The sequence below is a fragment of the Streptomyces sp. NPDC046379 genome (assembly GCF_055587785.1).
In genome coordinates this window covers 22,355-40,727 of record NZ_JBVJFP010000023.1, presented here as the reverse complement: position 1 = coordinate 40,727, position 18,373 = coordinate 22,355, and the positions used below count along the sequence as shown (strand labels likewise).

General features: G+C 71.6%; 18 protein-coding genes. 10 read left to right on the top strand and 8 right to left on the bottom strand.

The window, feature by feature from the left end:
- Positions 1–14 precede the first annotated feature (14 nt).
- The 3 genes from ACZ6KF_RS30265 to ACZ6KF_RS30255 all read right to left on the bottom strand — a co-directional run bounded on the left by ACZ6KF_RS30265 (position 15) and on the right by ACZ6KF_RS30255 (position 2,795).
- Complete coding sequence (locus ACZ6KF_RS30265; RefSeq protein ID WP_469160056.1) at positions 15–794, bottom strand: response regulator transcription factor; 780 nt, start codon at positions 792–794, stop codon at positions 15–17.
- A gap of 268 nt (positions 795–1,062) precedes the next feature.
- Complete coding sequence (locus ACZ6KF_RS30260; RefSeq protein ID WP_356632480.1) at positions 1,063–1,707, bottom strand: FMN reductase; 645 nt, start codon at positions 1,705–1,707, stop codon at positions 1,063–1,065.
- Complete coding sequence (locus ACZ6KF_RS30255; RefSeq protein WP_356632482.1) at positions 1,704–2,795, bottom strand: LLM class flavin-dependent oxidoreductase; 1,092 nt, start codon at positions 2,793–2,795, stop codon at positions 1,704–1,706. Before ACZ6KF_RS30255 ends, ACZ6KF_RS30260 begins: the two co-directional genes overlap by 4 nt.
- A gap of 105 nt (positions 2,796–2,900) precedes the next feature.
- Between ACZ6KF_RS30255 and ACZ6KF_RS30250 the strand changes: the two genes are divergently transcribed.
- Entirely contained in the window at positions 2,901–3,236 is a 336-nt protein-coding gene (locus ACZ6KF_RS30250) for a YnfA family protein (RefSeq protein ID WP_356632484.1), read from the top strand.
- Between the two features lie 159 nt (positions 3,237–3,395).
- Entirely contained in the window at positions 3,396–4,166 is a 771-nt protein-coding gene (locus tag ACZ6KF_RS30245; protein WP_356632486.1) for an SDR family NAD(P)-dependent oxidoreductase, read from the top strand.
- A gap of 5 nt (positions 4,167–4,171) precedes the next feature.
- On the opposite strand, the gene ACZ6KF_RS30240 is transcribed toward ACZ6KF_RS30245, so the two are convergent.
- A complete protein-coding gene (locus ACZ6KF_RS30240) occupies positions 4,172–5,365 on the bottom strand; it encodes an RtcB family protein (RefSeq protein ID WP_469241289.1) in 1,194 nt (397 codons plus the stop codon).
- 169 nt (positions 5,366–5,534) lie between these two features.
- On the opposite strand from ACZ6KF_RS30240, the gene ACZ6KF_RS30235 reads away from it, so the two are divergent.
- The 3 genes from ACZ6KF_RS30235 (at position 5,535) to ACZ6KF_RS30225 (ending at position 8,868) form a co-directional block, all read left to right on the top strand.
- Complete coding sequence (locus ACZ6KF_RS30235) at positions 5,535–6,389, top strand: DUF3558 domain-containing protein (protein WP_356632491.1); 855 nt, start codon at positions 5,535–5,537, stop codon at positions 6,387–6,389.
- Positions 6,390–6,532: 143 nt separating this feature from the next.
- On the top strand, positions 6,533–7,435 hold the full coding sequence (locus ACZ6KF_RS30230) for a DUF3558 family protein (protein ID WP_469178332.1): 903 nt from the start codon (positions 6,533–6,535) through the stop codon (positions 7,433–7,435).
- 164 nt (positions 7,436–7,599) lie between these two features.
- A complete protein-coding gene (locus ACZ6KF_RS30225; protein ID WP_469178330.1) occupies positions 7,600–8,868 on the top strand; it encodes a DUF2637 domain-containing protein in 1,269 nt (422 codons plus the stop codon).
- Between the two features lie 72 nt (positions 8,869–8,940).
- On the opposite strand, the gene lysS is transcribed toward ACZ6KF_RS30225, so the two are convergent.
- The gene (lysS, locus tag ACZ6KF_RS30220; protein WP_356636802.1) at positions 8,941–10,689 is read right to left on the bottom strand and encodes a lysine--tRNA ligase; all 1,749 of its coding nucleotides are present in this window, start codon (positions 10,687–10,689) and stop codon (positions 8,941–8,943) included.
- 128 nt (positions 10,690–10,817) lie between these two features.
- Here lysS and argS point away from each other — a divergent pair, with 128 nt between their 5' ends.
- Positions 10,818–12,575 carry an arginine--tRNA ligase gene (gene argS / locus ACZ6KF_RS30215; RefSeq protein ID WP_469178328.1) on the top strand — a complete coding sequence of 586 codons (1,758 nt, stop codon included), beginning with the start codon at positions 10,818–10,820 and terminating at the stop codon, positions 12,573–12,575.
- On the opposite strand, the gene ACZ6KF_RS30210 is transcribed toward argS, so the two are convergent.
- Positions 12,553–12,987, bottom strand: coding sequence for an ATP-binding protein (locus ACZ6KF_RS30210; protein ID WP_469241287.1), 435 nt, complete (start codon positions 12,985–12,987; stop codon positions 12,553–12,555). The two genes, argS and ACZ6KF_RS30210, sit on opposite strands and share 23 nt — an antisense overlap.
- Positions 12,988–13,099: 112 nt before the next feature.
- Here ACZ6KF_RS30210 and ACZ6KF_RS30205 point away from each other — a divergent pair, with 112 nt between their 5' ends.
- The 4 genes from ACZ6KF_RS30205 to ACZ6KF_RS30190 are packed head-to-tail and all read left to right on the top strand — an operon-like array spanning position 13,100 to position 15,414.
- Positions 13,100–13,927: a helix-turn-helix domain-containing protein gene (locus ACZ6KF_RS30205; RefSeq protein WP_469241285.1), complete on the top strand. Its 828-nt coding sequence runs from the start codon at positions 13,100–13,102 to the stop codon at positions 13,925–13,927.
- Positions 13,924–14,235, top strand: a complete 312-nt coding sequence (locus tag ACZ6KF_RS30200) for a DUF397 domain-containing protein (protein WP_356636794.1) — start codon at positions 13,924–13,926, stop codon at positions 14,233–14,235. The genes ACZ6KF_RS30205 and ACZ6KF_RS30200 overlap by 4 nt, the downstream gene beginning before the upstream one ends.
- On the top strand, positions 14,232–14,579 hold the full coding sequence (locus tag ACZ6KF_RS30195; RefSeq protein WP_356636792.1) for a DUF952 domain-containing protein: 348 nt from the start codon (positions 14,232–14,234) through the stop codon (positions 14,577–14,579). The genes ACZ6KF_RS30200 and ACZ6KF_RS30195 overlap by 4 nt, the downstream gene beginning before the upstream one ends.
- A gap of 46 nt (positions 14,580–14,625) precedes the next feature.
- Positions 14,626–15,414, top strand: coding sequence for a DUF4253 domain-containing protein (locus ACZ6KF_RS30190; RefSeq protein WP_469241283.1), 789 nt, complete (start codon positions 14,626–14,628; stop codon positions 15,412–15,414).
- 21 nt (positions 15,415–15,435) lie between these two features.
- Here ACZ6KF_RS30190 and ACZ6KF_RS30185 read toward each other — a convergent pair whose 3' ends face one another.
- Together ACZ6KF_RS30185 and ACZ6KF_RS30180 are read right to left on the bottom strand one after the other, a co-directional pair.
- Positions 15,436–16,920, bottom strand: coding sequence for a polysaccharide pyruvyl transferase family protein (locus ACZ6KF_RS30185; protein ID WP_469160765.1), 1,485 nt, complete (start codon positions 16,918–16,920; stop codon positions 15,436–15,438).
- Positions 16,921–17,053: 133 nt separating this feature from the next.
- Positions 17,054–18,286: an aminotransferase-like domain-containing protein gene (locus ACZ6KF_RS30180; protein ID WP_469241281.1), complete on the bottom strand. Its 1,233-nt coding sequence runs from the start codon at positions 18,284–18,286 to the stop codon at positions 17,054–17,056.
- Positions 18,287–18,373 lie beyond the last annotated feature (87 nt).

Here is an 18,373-nt window from a genome sequence, read left to right as displayed (position 1 = left end):
CCGCCGCCCACGGCTCAGTCCTCCCGCAGCACGTACCCCACCCCGCGCACGGTGTGGATCAGCTGCGGCGCCCCGGGTTCGTCCAGTTTGCGGCGCAGGTAGCCGACGTACACGGCGAGGTTCTTGGAGCCGGGGCCGAAGTCGTAGCCCCAGATGCGGTCGTAGATCGTGGAGTGGTCGAGGACGACGCCCGCGTTGCGCACCAGCAGCTCCAGCAGCTCGAACTCGGTGCGGGTCAGCTCCAGCTCCCGCGCCCCGCGCCACGCGCGCCGCGCCAGCGGGTCCATCCGCAGCCCGGCCGCCTCCACGACCCGCGCCGCCCCACCGGCCCGCTTGTCCTGCTTGTCCTGCTCGTCGGCGACGGGCGCCGGTGCCGGCGCCGAGGGGCCCCCGGCCTCCTGCGCCCCCGCTGCCCCCTGCGCCCCCGCCCCGGTCCTGCGCAGCAGCGCCCGCAGCCGTGCGAAGACCTCCTCGACGTCGAAGGGCTTGACCACGTAGTCGTCGGCGCCCGCGTCGAGGCCGGCGATCCGGTCGGCCGTCTCGACCAGCGCGGTCAGCATCAGGATCGGGGTGCGGTCGCCCTCGGCGCGCAGTTCACGGCAGACCTGGAGCCCGTCGACGCCCGGCATCATCACGTCCAGGACGAGCACGTCCGGCGGCGTCCGGTGGGCCTCGGCGAGCGCCTCCTCGCCGTCGGCGACGGCGGTGACGTCGTACCCCTCCAGGGTGAGGGCGCGCTCCAGGGCGTGCCGGATCGCGCGGTCGTCCTCGGCGAGCAGCAGGGTGGGGGCCACGGGTCCAGTGTGGCAAAGCGCGATCGGGCGTCACCACCGGGCGGAGCGCTCCCCCGATCGGTGGTGGGGCCCATCGGTCGGGACCGCCCCGGATCCGTAGGGGCCCATCGGTCGGGACCGCCCCCGATCCGTGGGGGTCTCACCGGGCGGGACCGCCCTCGCCTCACCGGTCGGCACCGCCCCCGGCCAGTAGCGGGGCCCACCAGTCGGTACACCCCCCGATCGGTAATGCGGCCCACCGGTCGGTACCGGCCCCTCCCGCCGTCCGTCACCCCACGGCGCGCAACGCGGCCAGCTGCTCCTCGAACGGCACGACGTCCAGCGTCCCGTCCCCCGCGACCCCGGCCGTCGCCTCCTCCTCCGCCGGCGGACGCCTCCGCACCGCGGCGAGCCCGCCCATCAGCGCCGCCAGCTCTCCCGCGGCCCGCTCGACGCGCGCGTCGAGCCCCGGCGCGCCCCAGTCCTCGGAGGCGGCGTAGACCCCGGTCGGGACGACGACGGCCCGCAGGTGGGCGAAGAGCGGGCGCAGCGCGTGCTCCAGCACCAGCGAGTGCCTGGCCGTACCGCCGGTCGCGGCGATCAGCACCGGCTTCCCGGCGAGGGCGTTCTCGTCCTGCCCGCCCAGGGCGTCGAAGAACGACTTGAACAGTCCGCTGTACGAGGCCGAGAACACCGGCGTGACGACGATCAGCCCGTCCGCGCCGGTCACGGCGTCCAGGGCGGCGCTCAGCTGCCGTCCGGGGAAGCCGTTGGTGAAGGTGTGGGCGATCTCGACGGCCAGCTCGCGCAGCTCGACCACCCGCACGTCGACGGGCGTCTCACGGCCCACGGCGGCGGCCAGCCGGTCGGCGAGCAGCCGGGTGGACGAGGGCACGCTCAGCCCCGCGGACACGACGACGAGCCCGGCGCTCATACGGTCTGCACCTCCTGGCCCTGACGGGCGAGCAGCGACTGGTGGGTGGGGGCGTCCGGCACGCCGGCGGGCCGGTTCTTGGCGAACTCCTCGCGCAGCACGGGCACGACCTCCTCGCCGAGCAGGTCGAGCTGTTCCAGCACGGTCTTCAGGGGCAGCCCGGCGTGGTCCATCAGGAACAGCTGGCGCTGGTAGTCGCCGGCGTACTCGCGGAAGGACAGCGTCTTCTCGATGACCTGCTGCGGGGAGCCGACGGTCAGCGGCGTCTGCTCGGTGAACTCCTCCAGGGAGGGCCCGTGGCCGTAGACCGGCGCGACGTCGAAGTAGGGGCGGAACTCGCGCACCGCGTCCTGCGAGTTCTTCCGCATGAACACCTGGCCGCCGAGGCCGACGATGGCCTGTTCGGGGGTGCCGTGGCCGTAGTGCGCGTACCGGGTGCGGTACAGCTCGACCATCCGCTTGGTGTGGTCGGCCGGCCAGAAGATGTTGTTGTGGAAGAAGCCGTCGCCGTAGTAGGCGGCCTGCTCGGCGATCTCCGGGGAGCGGATGGAGCCGTGCCAGACGAACGGCGGCACGCCGTCCAGCGGGCGCGGGGTGGAGGTGAAGCCCTGCAGCGGGGTGCGGAACTTGCCCTCCCAGTCGACGACGTCCTCGCGCCACAGGCGGTGCAGGAGGGCGTAGTTCTCGATGGCGAGGTTGATGCCCTGGCGGATGTCCTGGCCGAACCACGGGTAGACCGGGCCGGTGTTGCCGCGGCCCATCATCAGGTCGGTGCGGCCGTCGGCGAGGTGCTGGAGCATCGCGAAGTCCTCGGCGATCTTCACCGGGTCGTTCGTGGTGATCAGCGTGGTCGACGTGGACAGGATCAGCCGCTCGGTGCGGGCGGCGATGTAGCCGAGCATGGTCGTCGGCGAGGACGGCACAAACGGCGGGTTGTGGTGCTCGCCGGTGGCGAAGACGTCGAGGCCGACCTCTTCGGCCTTGAGCGCGATGGCGACCATGGCCTTGATCCGCTCGCGCTCGGTGGGCGTACGTCCCGTGGTCGGATCCGGAGTGACGTCGCCGACCGTGAAGATCCCGAACTGCATGGTTGCCGGCCTTCCTAAGTGGTTGACGGTTCAACTATACCCCTGGAACGGAGCCCGCCTCCCGTCTATTCCTGGGTGCCCGTGAAGGCATGAAAAGCTCATCCCATGCTCGTCGCCCGCTCCGCCGCCCTCTTCGCCGTCGCCGCCGTCCTGGAGATCGGCGGAGCGTGGCTGGTGTGGCAGGGGTACCGCGAGCAGCGCGGCTGGCTGTGGATCACCGGCGGCGTGCTCGCCCTCGGCGCGTACGGCTTCGTCGCCACCTTCCAGCCCGACGCCCACTTCGGCCGCGTTCTCGCCGCGTACGGGGGGATCTTCGTCGCCGGTTCGATCCTGTGGGGCGTGATCGCGGACGGCTACCGGCCCGACCGCTGGGACATCGCCGGGGCGCTGGTCTGCCTGGCGGGCATGGCCCTGATCATGTGGGCCCCGCGCGGCGACTGACACGGCCCGCCTGGCGGCCGACCGCCGCAGGGACCGCCGGACGGACCACCGTACGGACCGCCGGACCCCCGCCCGCGCACCCCGCCTATCCTGGCGCCGGACGCCCGGCGTCACCCGCCGTACCGGACCACGCCCGACCAGAGGACACAGGAGCACCCCATGACCCCCGCCCCCTCCTCCCGCATCGCCGTCGTCACCGGTGCGAGCAGCGGCATCGGCGCGGCCACCGCGCGCAGGCTGGCCGAGGCCGGCTACCGCGTCGTGCTGACGGCCCGGCGCAAGGACCGCATCGAGGCGCTGGCGGCGGAGATCGCGCAGGCGGGCGGCCAGGCCACGGCGTACCAGCTGGACGTCACGGACCGCGCGGCGGTCGACGAGTTCGCGACGGCGTTCACCACGGTCGGCGTCCTCGTCAACAACGCCGGCGGCGCACTGGGCGCGGACCCGGTGGCGACCGGCGACCCGGCCGACTGGCGCACGATGTACGAGACCAACGTCATCGGCACCCTGAACCTCACCCAGGCCCTGCTGCCGAAGCTGATCGCGAGCGGCGACGGCACGGTGGTCGTCGTCTCCTCCACCGCGGGGCACGCCACCTACGAGGGCGGGGCGGGTTACGTCGCCGCCAAGCACGGGGCGCACGTACTGGCGGAGACGCTCCGTCTGGAGATCGTGGGCGAGCCGGTGCGGGTGATCGAGATCGCGCCCGGGATGGTCAGGACGGAGGAGTTCGCCCTGACCCGCTTCGGCGGCGACGCGGACCGCGCCGCGAAGGTCTACGAGGGCGTCCCCGACCCCCTGACCGCGGACGACGTGGCCGACACCATCACCTGGGCGGTCACCCGCCCGCCCCACGTCAACATCGACCTCCTGGTGGTCCGCCCCCGCGCGCAGGCGTCGAACACGAAGGTGCACCGGGAGGCGCGCTGAGGGCGTCAGCCCTTCACGCACACCACCTGCTTCAGCTTCGCCACGACCTCCACGAGGTCCCGCTGCTGGTCGATGACCTGCTCGATCGGCTTGTACGCGGCCGGGATCTCGTCCACGACGCCGGAGTCCTTGCGGCACTCCACGCCCCGCGTCTGCTCCTCCAGGTCCTTCGTCGAGAACCGGCGCTTGGCCGCGTTGCGGCTCATGCGCCGGCCGGCGCCGTGGGAAGCCGAGTTGAAGGACTTGTCGTTGCCGAGGCCCTTCACGATGTACGAGCCCGTGCCCATCGAGCCCGGGATGATCCCGTAGTCGCCGGAGCCCGCGCGGATCGCGCCCTTGCGGGTCACCAGCAGGTCCATGCCCTCGTACCGCTCCTCCGCCACGTAGTTGTGGTGGCAGGAGATCTCCTGCTCGAAGGTCGGCCTGGCCTTCCGGAACTCCTTGCGGATCACGTCCTTCAGCAGGCCCATCATGATCGCGCGGTTGTACTTCGCGTACTCCTGGGCCCAGAACAGGTCGTTGCGGTACGCCGCCATCTGCGGGGTGCCGGCGACGAAGACGGCGAGGTCGCGGTCGATCAGGCCCTGGTTGTGCGGGAGCTTCTGGGCGATGCCGATGTGGTGCTCGGCGAGTTCCTTGCCGATGTTCCGGGAACCGGAGTGGAGCATCAGCCAGACGGAACCGGTCGTATCAGTGCAAACTTCAACAAAATGGTTTCCGCTGCCCAGCGTTCCCATCTGCTTCTCGGCACGCTCATGACGGAACCTGACCGCCTCCGCCACACCCCCGAACCGCCCCCAGAACTCGTCCCACCCCCCGGTGGGGAACCCGTGCAGCCGCCCCGGGTCCACCGGATCGTCGTGCATCCCGCGCCCCACCGGAATCGCCTGCTCGATCCTCGAGCGCAGCCGGGACAGGTCGCCGGGCAGGTCGTTCGCCGTCAGGGACGTCTTCACCGCCGACATCCCGCAGCCGATGTCGACGCCCACCGCCGCCGGGCACACCGCGCCCCGCATCGCGATGACCGACCCGACCGTGGCCCCCTTGCCGTAGTGGACGTCCGGCATCACGGCCAGGCCCTCGATCCACGGCAGCGTCGCGACGTTCCGCAGCTGCTGGAGCGCGGAGTCCTCGATGGTCGCCGGGTCGGTCCACAGCCGGATGGGCACCTTCGCGCCCGGCATCTCCACGTACGACATGTCGCCCTCTTTCCCCCGTAAGACAAGCAGAAGTCATGAATGGCAAAACCGCCGCCAAGGTCGACGTAAAGGACAACGGACCGGCGTTCACGGCAGCGCGTGCGATACACATTGTCTGCGGCGGCCACCCCCGCCCGGCAACCGATTAACCAGCGAGAGGAGCCCGACCGTGCAGCGGACGGCGTACGTATCCGGCGTCGCGGCACTCCTCGCGGCCCTGCTCGCCGGCTGCACGGGCGCCTCGGACGACGGAGCGACCGAGGACGGCGCGAACCCCGAGTCCGGCGCCAACGCCTCCGCCCCCGCCGAGCCGGGCCGCTACCGCACCCTCCCCGAGGCGTGCGCCGCGGTCGGCGAGGACACCCTCGAAACCCTGCTTCCGGGCATCCTGGGCATCCCGGACGGCGAGCAGCGCGAGCGGGCCTACGCGGGCGAGCCGACCCCCACCTTCGACAACGACCGCAAGGTCGGCTGCCGCTGGAAGGTCGAGTCCGCCTCCGCGACGAACCACCTGCGCGTCGACTTCGAGCGCGTCGTCTCCTACGACGCAGCGGTCAGCGACGAGACCGAGGCGGAGGGAGTCTTCGCCGCGAAGCGGCAGGCGGCGAACCTCCCGGAGCCGTCCGCCTCCGCCCCCGCCTCGGACACGGCGTCCCCCGCACAGGCGTCGGACGGCGAGGCGAGCCCCGAGGACGACGCCGCCCCCGCCTCCGCGCCGTCCGACGAGGACTCCCCCTCGGGCGAAGGGTCCCCCTCCGGCACCGCCTCCCCCTCCCCCACCGCCCTCCAGCCCCGCACCCTCGACGACCTGGGCGACGAGGCCTTCCTGAACGACGTGCTGGGCAGCTCGGGCTCGACGGCGAGGCAGCGCACGGTCACTGTGGCGTTCCGCACGTCCAACGTCATCGTGACCGTCGAGTACGAGGAGCAGCCGGCGACCGTCGGCGTGGAGCCGGACAGCGAGGAAATGCAGGACAGGGCGCGGAAACTGGCCGCCCGGCTGGACGACTCGCTGTCCGACTGAGGCGACTTCGGGCGGCGGCGCACACCCCGCGAACCGCGTCCGCGCGCCTCCCCCACCGCGTACCGTGACCCCTCGGACCCGTACCGGCCGCCGCAGCCACCGGCGCACCGGACCTTGCCGACCTCTCAGGAACGACGAGCGTCATGAGTGAAGGAACCATGCAGCGACGGATACAGCGAGCCGAAGAGCGTGACCAGCAGCAGCGTGCCGGGCGATCGGGGCGTCGCGCCCGTCTCCTCGCCTGTGCGGCCGCCGCCGTCCCCGCGATGCTGATCGCCGCGGGCTGCTCCTCCGGCTCCGATTCCGACTCCTCCGACGACGCCGGGCAGGCGTCGCCGAGCGTGTCCGCGAGCCCGTCGCCGACCGTCCGGGCGGCGGCGTACGCCACGCTGCCCGAGGCGTGCGACGTGCTGTCGGAGAAGACGCTGGACGAGCTGGTGCCGGAGGCGAAGTCGGGCAAGGAGGGCGATTCCGACGACATCGCCAGCCGGGCCAACTGCTCCTGGGACAGCCTGGACAACAACGGCGTCAAGGGCTCGCAGTTCCGCTGGCTGAACGTCTCCCTGTTCCGTTTCGAGTCGGACGTGGCGCGCGGGGCGGGCGACGAGCTGGCTCAGGACTTCTACACCGAGCAGGTCGCGGACGCCCAGGCGGTCGAGGGCGCGAAGAGCGTCGAGACGGAGCCGCTGACGGGTACGGGCGACGTGGCGACGGCGGTCCGCTACGACCTGAAGAAGAAGGAAGGCACGTTCAAGCAGCAGTCGGTCGTCGCGCGTGCCGAGAACGTCGTCGTCATCGTCGACTACAACGGCGCGGGCCTGGCGGGCGACAGGACGCCGGACGCCGGCGATCTGATGAAGCTGGCGAAGAAGGCGGCGAAGGAGGCGGTGGACGAGGTGGAGGACGCGAACGAGGCCGACAAGGGTCCGTCCGCCAAGTCGTCCCCCAAGTCCCCCTCGAAGTCGGCCGCTTCAGGATCGTCCTCGTCGAAGTCGTCGTCGGATTCCTCGTCTTCCTCGTCGTCGTCGAACAAGCGCAGGAGCTGACCGGCGGCCCCGAGGGTCACGGAACGGCCGACCTGGAAGGGACCGGCCACCCGCCCTCCGCACACATGTGCCACTCTGTTGGCCGCGCACCACGCGCGACAGCGACAGACAGCGGAACGGACAGCGGGAGGGGAGTACGGGTGGCCGCGCCACAGCTGACACGGATGCACCGCGTTCTCATCGGCGTGGTGGTCTTCGGTGCCGTGATCATCGCGGGCATCGGTTTCGCCGGGTCGTACGCCGCCGTACGCGAACTCGCCCTGAAGAAGGGCTTCGGGGACTTCTCCTACGTCTTCCCGATCGGCATCGACGCGGGCATCTGCGTGCTGCTCGCCCTCGACCTGCTGCTGACGTGGATCCGCATCCCGTTCCCGCTGCTGCGCCAGACGGCGTGGCTGCTGACGGCTGCGACGATCGCGTTCAACGGCGCGGCGGCCTGGCCGGACCCGCTCGGCGTGGGCATGCACGCCGTGATCCCCGTCCTGTTCGTGGTCGCCGTGGAGGCGGCCCGGCACGCGATCGGCCGGATCGCGGACATCACGGCCGACAAGCACATGGAGGGCGTCCGCCTCACCCGCTGGCTGCTCTCGCCGGTGCCGACGTTCCTGCTGTGGCGGCGCATGAAGCTGTGGGAGCTGCGCTCCTACGACCAGGTGATCAAGCTGGAGCAGGAACGTCTCGTCTACCAGGCGCGCCTGCGCTCGCGTTACGGCCGTTCCTGGCGCCGCAAGGCCCCGGTGGAGTCCCTGATGCCGCTGCGGCTGGCGAGGTACGGCGTCCCCCTGGCGGACACGGCCCCGGCGGGCCTCGCGGCGGCGGGCATCGAGCCGGCCCTGATCCCGCCGCCCCCGAAGCAGGCGGCCGTGGCCCCGGTGGAGCAGCGCCGCGAGCTGACCCAGGAGCCGTACGCCGCGCCGGCCCCCCAGGCCCCGGCCCCGCCGCCGCAGCCTCAGCCGCAGGCACAGCAGGAGCCGGAGCCGGACCCCGAGTTCAACCCGTGGCTCCAGGCCCGCGACCCGCAGTCGGTGGAGTACCACGGCGACTACGACCCGACGTACGACCCGGAGGCGGCGTACGCGCAGTGGTACGAGGAGCAGCAGCAGGCCGAGGAGTACGCCCGGCAGCAGTACGAGGAGCCCCCGCTCCGCGAGCCGTCCCCGGAGGACACCGGCAGCTTCCCGATCCCGGTGAGTCCCGGCCGCACCCGCGAGCTGGGCGGGGGCGGCGGCGCCCCGGCGGCGGAGCCGGACGAGGACGCCTTCTACCAGGTCTTCCGCCAGTCGATAGACGGCAGTTACCCCACGCCCCGCGTCCTGGGCGACAACATCCAGGCGACGTACGGCGTCACCCTGAGCCCGGGCGAGCTGAAGACCCTCACCGACCGCTTCCAGAAGCGCCACTCGGCGGAGCTGGAGGAGGACCACATCGCGTGAGCGCGAACGGAAGGGGGCGCCCGGTGCACACCGGGCGCCCCCTTCCGTCGTGACGACGTGCGGCCGGACCGCCTACTCCCCGAGCAGCGCCCGCACCCTCTCCTGCCCCACCGCGAGCAGCAGCGTGGGCAGACGCGGGCCGGTGTCGCGGCCGACGAGCAGGTGGTAGAGCAGGGCGAAGAAGGAACGCTGGGCCGTCTTGATCTCCGGCGGCAGTTCCTTCGGCGTCGCGTCCGCCGAGAAGCCGGCCTGCACCTTGGGCACGCCGTAGACGAGGTGGGTCAGGCCGTCCAGCGACCAGTGGTCGGCGAGGCCGTCGAGCAGCAGCCGCAGGGAGCCCCGCGCCTGGTCGTCGAGGGACTTCAGCAGCTCGTGGTCGGGCTCCTCGCGCACGATGGTGCGCTGGTCGGCCGGCACGTGCGTGTTGATCCACGCCTCGGCCTTGTCGAACCGGGGCCTGGCCTCGTCCAGCGAGCCGAGCGGCTGGTCGGGGTCGAGTTCGCTGAGGATGCGCAGCGCCTGGTCCTCGTGCCCGGCGGTGATGTCGGCGACGGAGGCGAGCGTGCGGTACGGCAGCGGCCTCGGCGTCCGCGGCAGCTCCCCGGCGGCGGTGCGCACCGCGCGGGAGTGGGCGGCGACGTCGGCCGGGAGGGCCGAGCCGTCGGCGACCTTGGCGTCGAGCTTGTCCCACTCGTCGTACAGCCGCTGGATCTCCTGGTCGAAGGCGATCTTGAACGACTGGTTGGGCTTGCGGCGGGCGTAGAGCCAGCGCAGCAGCTGCGGCTCCATGATCTTCAGCGCGTCGGCCGGGGTGGGCACGCCGCCCCGCGACGACGACATCTTGGCCATGCCGCTGATGCCCACGAACGCGTACATCGGCCCGATCGGCTGCTTGCCGCCGAAGATCCCGACGATCTGCCCGCCGACCTGGAACGACGACCCCGGCGAGGAGTGGTCGACGCCGCTGGGCTCGAAGATCACGCCCTCGTACGCCCACCGCATCGGCCAGTCGACCTTCCAGACCAGCTTGCCGCGGTTGAACTCGTTCAGCCGGACGGTCTCGGAGAAGCCGCAGGCGGTGCAGGCGTACGTCAGCTCCGTGCTGTCGTCGTCGTAGAAGGTGACCGTCGTCAGGTCCTTCTCGCAGTTGCCGCAGTACGGCTTGTACGGGAAGTACCCGGCGGAGCCGGAGCTGCCGTCGTCCTCGGCCGCCGCGCCGGAGCCCTCGGCGGCCTCCAGCTCGGCCTCGTCCACCGGCTTCTGCTGCTGCTTCTTCGCGGCGGCCGGGGACTTCTTGGTGCGGTACTGGTCGAGGATCGCGTCGATGTCGCCGCGGTGCCGCATGGCGTGCAGGATCTGGTCCCGGTACACGCCCGAGGTGTACTGCGCCGTCTGGCTGATGCCGTCGAACTCCACGCCCAGCTCGGCCAGCGACTCGATCATCGCCGCCTTGAAGTGCTCGGCCCAGTTCGGGTGCGACGACCCCTTCGGCGCGGGCACCGAGGTCAGCGGCTTGCCGATGTGCTCGGCCCACGACTCGTCCACGCCCGCGATGCCGGCCGGCACCTTGCGGTAGCGGTCGTAGTCGTCCCAGGAGATCAGGTGCCGCACCTGGTGACCGCGGCGGCGGATCTCGTCGGCGACCAGGTGCGGGGTCATGACCTCGCGCAGGTTGCCCAGGTGGATGGGGCCGGACGGGGAGAGTCCGGACGCGACGACGACCGGTTTGCCCGGGGCCCGACGCTCCGACTCCTCGATGACCTCATCCGCGAAACGGGAGACCCAGTCGGTGGTCTCGGTGCTCTGAGCCACGATCGGCACGTCCTTCTTTCTGAACGGGGTGACATCCCATTCTCACAGACCGGAACGCGCCCCGGAAAACGGCTTTACCCCCCATGGGATACTGGCCGTGTCTATCCATCCCCACGAGGAGAACGGCACCCATTCCTATGGCCTCGGTCACGTCCCTCAGCGACTCCGTCCAGCGGCACCTCGCCGACGCCCTCGCCTCCGCGCTGCCGGAGGCCGACGGCGTCGACCCGCTGCTGCGACGAAGCGACCGGGCCGACTTCCAGGCCAACGGCATCCTGGCGCTCGCCAAGAAGACGAAGGCGAACCCGCGCGAGCTGGCCGCCGAGGTCGTTGCGCGCATCGCGTCCGGCGGTCCGATCAAGGACGTCGAGGTCTCCGGCCCCGGCTTCCTCAACATCACGCTCGCCGACCGCGCGATCACCGAGAACCTCGCCGCCCGCTACGCGGACGACCGCCTCGGCGTCCCGCTCGCCGACCGCCCCGGCACCACCGTGGTCGACTACGCCCAGCCCAACGTGGCCAAGGAGATGCACGTCGGCCACCTGCGGTCCGCGGTGATCGGCGACGCGGTGGTCAGGCTGCTGGAGTTCACCGGCGAGCAGGTCGTCCGCCGCCACCACATCGGCGACTGGGGCACCCAGTTCGGCATGCTCATCCAGTACCTGGACGAGCACCCGCACGAGCTGGACCACAAGGACGCCCAGGTCACCGGCGAGGAGGCGATGTCGAACCTCGACCGCCTCTACAAGGCCGCGCGCAAGCACTTCGACTCCGACGAGGAGTTCAAGACGCGCGCCCGCCGCCGGGTGGTCGACCTCCAGGCCGGGGACCCGCACACCCTCGCCATGTGGCAGAAGTTCGTGGACGAGTCGAAGATCTACTTCTTCTCCGTCTTCGACAAGCTGGACATGGAGATCCGCGACGAGGACATCGTCGGCGAGTCCGGCTACAACGACATGCTCGCCGAGACCTGCCGCTTCCTGGAGGAGAAGGGCGTGGCCGTCCGTTCGGAGGGCGCGCTCTGCGTGTTCTTCGACGACGTCAAGGGCCCCGACGGCAAGCCGGTCCCGCTGATCGTGCAGAAGTCGGACGGCGGCTACGGCTACGCCGCGACCGACCTGTCCGCGATCCGCGACCGCGTCCTCCACCTCAAGGCCGACTCCCTCGTCTACGTGGTCGACGCCCGCCAGTCCCTGCACTTCAAGATGGTCTTCGAGACCGCCCGCCGGGCCGGCTGGCTGAGCGACGAGGTCACGGCCTACCAGCTCGCCTTCGGCACGGTCCTCGGCAAGGACGGCAAGCCGTTCAAGACGCGTGAGGGCGAGACGGTCAAGCTGGTCGACCTGCTGGACGAGGCCGTCGACCGCGCCTCGGCCGTGGTCCGCGAGAAGGCGCAGGACCTCTCCGAGGAGGAGATCGCCGAGCGGGGCGCCCAGGTGGGCATCGGCGCGGTGAAGTACGCGGACCTGTCGACGTCGGCCAACCGCGACTACAAGTTCGACCTGGACCAGATGGTCTCGCTCAACGGCGACACGTCCGTCTACCTCCAGTACGCGTACGCCCGTATCCGCTCGATCCTGCGCAAGGCCGGCGACGTACGGCCCCAGGCCCGCCCGGAGCTGGAACTGCACGCCGCCGAACGGGCACTGGGCCTGCACGCCGACGCCTTCGCGGAGACCGTGGCCGAGGCCGCCCGGGAGTACGCCCCGCACAAGCTGACGGCCTACCTCTACCAACTGGCCTCGTTGTACACGACGTTCTACGACAAGTGCCCGGTGCTCAAGGCCGAGACGCCGGAGCAGGTGGCCAACCGCCTGTTCCTGTGCGACCTCACCGCCCGCACCCTGCACCAGGGCATGGCCCTGCTGGGCATCAGGACCCCCGAGCGTCTCTGACCTCCGGGAGCAGGAACTCGCACCACACGGCCTTGCCGAGTTCCCGCTCCCGCACGCCCCACTTGTCGGAGAGGGCGGCCACGAGCAGCAAGCCGCGGCCGCCCTCTTCGCGTTCGCCGTCCCCGCCCGTGATCCGCGGCGTGCCCGGCCCGCTGTCGTGCACCTCCACGCGCAGCACGCGGCCGTCCCGGCACATGAACAAGAGGAACTGACGTCCGGGCGGTACGCCGTGCACCAGCGCGTTCGTGGCCAGCTCGCTCACGCACAGCAACACGTCCTCGGCCAGCTCCGTGCCGGCCATCCCCCAGCCGGCGAGCGTCTCGTGCGCGTACTGCCTGGCAGCGGGCACGGAACGGCGGGAACGGTGGAAGAACTTCTCCCGGAGGGGCGGGAGTTGGATTGTCTCGTTCACGGGGCGATCGTCGCGGTACGTCACTGCCGTTGATCAGTGAGTGACCTCGTACGGATATTCTGTACGGCTTCGCCCAGGGTGGCGTACGACGGCCATGGGGAGTTGGACCGGCATGAACTCCAAGAAGCTACCGCGCAAGAAGAACGCCTCCGCCATGCGCATGCTGGGCGGCCAGCTCGGCGCCGCGCGCAGGGCGGCGGGCCTGACCCAACGGGCGCTCGCCGAACGGCTGAAGGTGGACGAGGAGACCATCGCCTCGATCGAGCAGGGCCGCCGCACCCTCAAGCCGGATCTGGCCGAACTGCTGGACCGGGAGCTGGACACGAAGGGGGTGCTGGCAGCGGGGGTGGACAACTTGCCGGAGGTGGATCAGTTTCCGTTGTGGGCGGAGTTGTACATGGAGCATGAGCGGAAGGCGATTGCCCTCTCCCTGTATGCCAACCAGGTACTGCCCGGCTTGCTGCAGACCGAGGCGTACGCCCGCGCCGTCCTGCAAGAACGAGTTCCCGCGTTCAGTGAGGACGAAGTCGAGACCAAGACAGCAGGGCGAATCGGCCGCCAGCACATCCTGCGCCGCAAGGCCCCACCGACCGCCAACTTCATCATCTGGGAGCCAGTGCTCAGCCTGGCTGTTGGAGGACCGATCGTTAGGACCGAGCAGCTTCGCCATCTACGAGACTGTGCTGAACTCCCCGACGTCTCAATTCAGTTCCTGCCACTGTCCAGCCCTTATCACGCGGGCCTCGACGGTCCGTTCGTGCTGCTGGAAACCCCCGACCACCAGCACCTCGCCTACATTGAAGGACACCGTGGCAGCCAGTGGGTATCCGACCCGGATGAGGTGTCCATCCTGTCGCGCAAGTATGCAATGCTGCGGACGCAGGCCTTGACCACCCAGGATTCCGTGGGCCTGCTCGACCGCCTGCTAGGAGACCGATGAGCACCGAAACCCTTCAGTGGTTCAAGTCGACCTACAGCACCGATGAGGGCGGCGCCTGCCTTGAAGTCGCCTATACGTGGCGGAAGTCGACGTACAGCGCCAGCGAGGGCGGCGAATGCGTGGAAGTCGGCTACCCCTGGCGGAAGTCGACCTACAGCGGAGACAAAGAAGACGCCTGCATCGAAATCGCCGCCTGCCCCCACACCGTCCACATCCGCGACTCCAAGGACCCGAACCCCGAGGCGGCCCCCACCCTCCAGGTGACCCCGGCCGCGTGGACCGCGTTCACGGAGTTCGCCCGCTCGTGATCTACCACGTCATCTCCGGAGGAGACCCGTACGCGCCCGCCTCGCTCGCCGAGGAGGGGTTCGTGCACTGCTCGCCCGACGAGGCGACCACCGTCGCGGTGGTGAACGCCTTCTACCGGGACGCCGGGCGCCCGCTCAGGGTGCTGGTGCTGGACGAGGACCGGCTGACGTCACGCGTCGAGTGGGAGGCGGCCGACCCCGCGCCGCCTCCGGGAGTCTCCGGCGACGTCTCCTTCCCGCACGTCTACGGGCCGCTGGACCGCCAGGCGGTGGTGCGGGTGCTGGAGGTCGTGTGGGACGGGGAGGGCCGGGCGACCGGGCTGCGGGAGCCGGCCGGGGACTGACCCCGGCGGGCGGCCGTTGTCAGTGGGTGGCCCTACAGTCACGTGCATGGCGACGCTTCCCAACTTCCTGCTGAAGCTGGCCCTGGACCCGAGCGGCCAGGCGCTGGGCCTCGACCTGCCGCCCGGCATGGTGCTGGACGAGACGGACGACGGCCCGCTGGACGAACCGCTGCTGTGGTACGCCGACGTGCGGGCGGAGTCCGGCGGCTGGGCGCTGGTGGAGCCGGCGCGGCGGACGGTGGGGCTGCTGCCGGTGATCGTCGAGGCCGGGGACGGCCACCACGGGCCGGACGACTGGGAGCTGGCGCCCGGCGACATGTCGTATCCCGGCGATCACGACGCGGACGAGGTGCTGGCCGGGCTCTGGGAGGAGTGCGCGGCGGACGGGGAGGAGTGGCCGGGGACGGCGGCGGCCGTCGAGGGCGGGGCGGACCCGGACACGGTGGCGGCCCGGGTCGCGGAGGTGCTGCTGGGCGACGGCGGCCCGCTGAAGGACCCGCGGCTGGCCCTGGTCCCGGCGCGGCGCAGCGCGGACATCCCGGCGGCGATCGGGTGGACGGGCCCGGTCAACCACGAGAGCGACGCGGGCCGGCTGAGCGCGGTGCTGCGCTCCTGGGAGGACCGCTTCGGCATACGGGTCGTGGTGCTCGGCTTCGACCACCTGCTGGTGTCGGTGGCGGCCCCGCCGACGACCCCGGAGGAGGCGGAGGCGGTGGCCGCCGAGCACTTCGCGTTCTGCCCGGACAACGTCTGGCAGGGCGCGCACACCGACCTGCGGGCGTACGCGCGGCACCGGGTGCTGGGCCAGGAGGCCTGGCACTTCTGGTGGGACTGAGCGTCCGGCGGCGGGGCCGGGTCAGCTGCCCGACAGCTTGCGCATACGGCGCTTGAGGGCGGGGCCGAGCCGGACCATCGCGCGCTTCTCGATGCCGCCGACGCGGCGCTCCAGGGCAGCCAGCTGCTTGCGGGTGGCGGCCAGTTCGGCGCGGGCCTCGGCGAGGAGGCGAGCGGTCTCGGCCTCGCGCTGCTCGGCGGCGGCGACCCGGCCGCGCAGCTCCTTGGTCTCCTTGACGCGGGTGTCGATGCGGGAGTTGGCGACGGCGAGGCGTTCACGCAGGCGGGCGATGCGGTAGCGCATGTGGCCGTCGTCGGAGCCGTCCCAGACCGGCAGGGAGGCGGGCAGGTCGAGGGCGGCGAGGCGGGCGTCGAAGGCGGCGCCGCCGTCGCCGTGGGTGTAGGTGTTCTTCAGGCCGTTGCGGTCGAGGAAGGCGGTCATCCGGTCGAAGCGCTCGCGGTGGCCCTTGAGCATCGCGGTGAAGTCGGCGGCTTCGTACAGCTCGCGCGGGTCGGTCTCGGCGGGGAGGCCTTCCAGGGAGCGGTGCGGGATGTCGAAGTACCGGCACAGTTCGAGGGTGCGCGAGTCGTGGGTGAGGACGACGCCGGGGGTGCCGGCGAGGAGGGCGGCGATGTTGCCGTGGATGCGGGTGCCGTAGGCGAAGTCGTAGGCGCGCAGCTCGTCGATCCAGGTCGCCGGGTCGAGCGGCATGCGGACCTTGTTCTCGCGCAGCAGCTCGTGGGTGAGCTGGAGCGGGAAGGGGTCCTCGACGCCGGTCTCGGGGGTGATGTCGCCCCACAGCAGCAGTTCGGCATCGACCAGGTTCTGCGCGTAGTAGGTCAGGTGCGGGTGGCGCTGCCAGGCGTGGTGGGCGAGGCCGGAGATGTCGCCGACGGGGATGGCGTCGGGGGAGAGGTTGAGGGCGATGCGGGAGTCGGCGGTCAGGTCGGCGGTGCGCGGCGCCGGGAAGGTGTCGCCGTACAGGAACATCGACGGGCAGCCGATGATGTCGACGCGGTCGGCGGGGACGCCGAGGCCGGTCAGATAGCCGTGGGTCAGCTCGCCGCGCACGCCGATGGACGCCGACCGCTCCAGGACGGCGGCCGTGAACCGCTTGACCGACTCCTCCATGGGCTTGAGCCACGCGGTGTCGTAGTCGGCGGGCGCCTGGGCGCCGACGCCGAAGACGACGACCGGGATGGTCAGCTGCTCGATGAGGGTCGAGAGCCGGTCCAGTGAGGCCTGGAAGGACGGGCGGAAGGCGTTCGCGAGCGGGACGACGAAGACGTCGTACTGCTCGTTGATCTCGGCGGCGCGGCGCGCGGACGGGTCGGTGCGGATGCCGTTGGAGACGACCTCGGTGTCCGGCGCCGACAGCATCTTGTGGGCGGAGTCGCTGAAGAGCAGGTTGCCGGTGTTGGTCCCGATCAGGTCCTGCTGGATGAACTCGGTCGGGGTGGCGACCCGGAAAGGACTCTTCCCGGACCGGATCAGAATGCGCTTCACGGCGCGACGCTCCCTGCCTCGGCTGCGGACCGTCCTCGGCCGCATGTGCGAAGCAAACCCTACAGAACCGTAAATGTTGAGTGAAGGCAGCGCTGCGGGAGGCTGGACGGCAGGAGCGGACGCGGGTGCGGAGTCACCGCACCGCCGCCGCGAGACCCGCGCCGAGCCGCCGCAGCCCTTCGCGGATCTCGGCGGGCGTCTGCGTGACGAAGCACAGCCGCAGCGTGGAACGGTCCGGCGCGTCGGCGTAGAAGGGCGCGCCGGGGACGTAGGCCACGTCGTGGGCGACGACCCGCGGGAGCAGCGCGGCGGTGTCGTACGCCTCCGGGAGCCGGACCCAGAGGAACATGCCGCCCTCCGGCCGGTTCCAGACCGCGCCGGCGGGCAGGGCGTCGGGCAGCCCGGCGAGCATCGCGTCGCGGCGCTCGCGGTAGACGCCGGCGACCCTGGCCACGTGGGCGTCGAGGTCGCGGTCGGCGAGGTAGCGGGCGGCGGCGAGCTGGTTGACGGTCGGGGTGTGCAGGTCGGCGGCCTGCTTGGCGACCGCGCAGGCCCGGCGCAGCCCTTCCGGCGCGCGCAGCCAGCCCAGCCGCAGGCCGGGCGCCATGACCTTGGAGAACGAGCCGAGCAGCACGACCCGGTCGGCGGCCTCGACGTGCGCGGCGATCCACGGCACGCGCTCCCCCTCGAAGCGCAGCTCGCCGTACGGGTCGTCCTCGACGATCCACAGCCCGTGCCGTGCGGCGACGGCGGCGACCTCGGCGCGGCGGGCGGCGGGCATGGTGCGGCCGGTCGGGTTCTGGAAGGTGGGGACGGTGTAGAGCAGCTTGGGCCGCTCGCTGACGACCAGCTCCGCGAGCGCCTGCGGGTCGACGCCGTCCGCGTCCCCGGGCACGGCGACGATCCGCGCGCCCGCGAGGCCGAACGCCTGGAGCGCGGCCAGGTAGCAGGGGCTTTCGACCAGGACGGTGTCGCCGGGTTCGACGAGGGCGGCGGCGAGCAGGGAGAGGGCCTGCTGGGAGCCGGTGGTGACGAGGAGGTCGTCGGGGCCGGTGGCGAGGCCGCGGGCGGTGGTCCGGGCGGCGAGGGCGGTCCGGAGCGCGGGCTCGCCCTCGGTGAGGGCGTACTGGAGGGCGCGGGCGGGCTGCTCGGCGAGGACGGCGCGGTAGGCGTCCGCGATGCCCTCGGCGTCGAACAGCTCGGGCGCGGGCAGCCCGCCCGCGAAGTTGATCACCTCGGGGCGGGCGGTGACGGCCAGGATGTCCCGCACGGGCGACCCGCCGACGGCGAGCGTGCGCGCGGCGAGGGCCGGGACGGGGGCGGCTGCTGACGTGGGCGCGGTGACTGCGGGATCCGTGATGGTCATGGACGGCACCCTAGGGAATTGGATGCCGTCTACAAGCAGGTTTCCGGGATCCGGACTCCGTGGCCGGCCGACTCCGTTGCCGGCTCG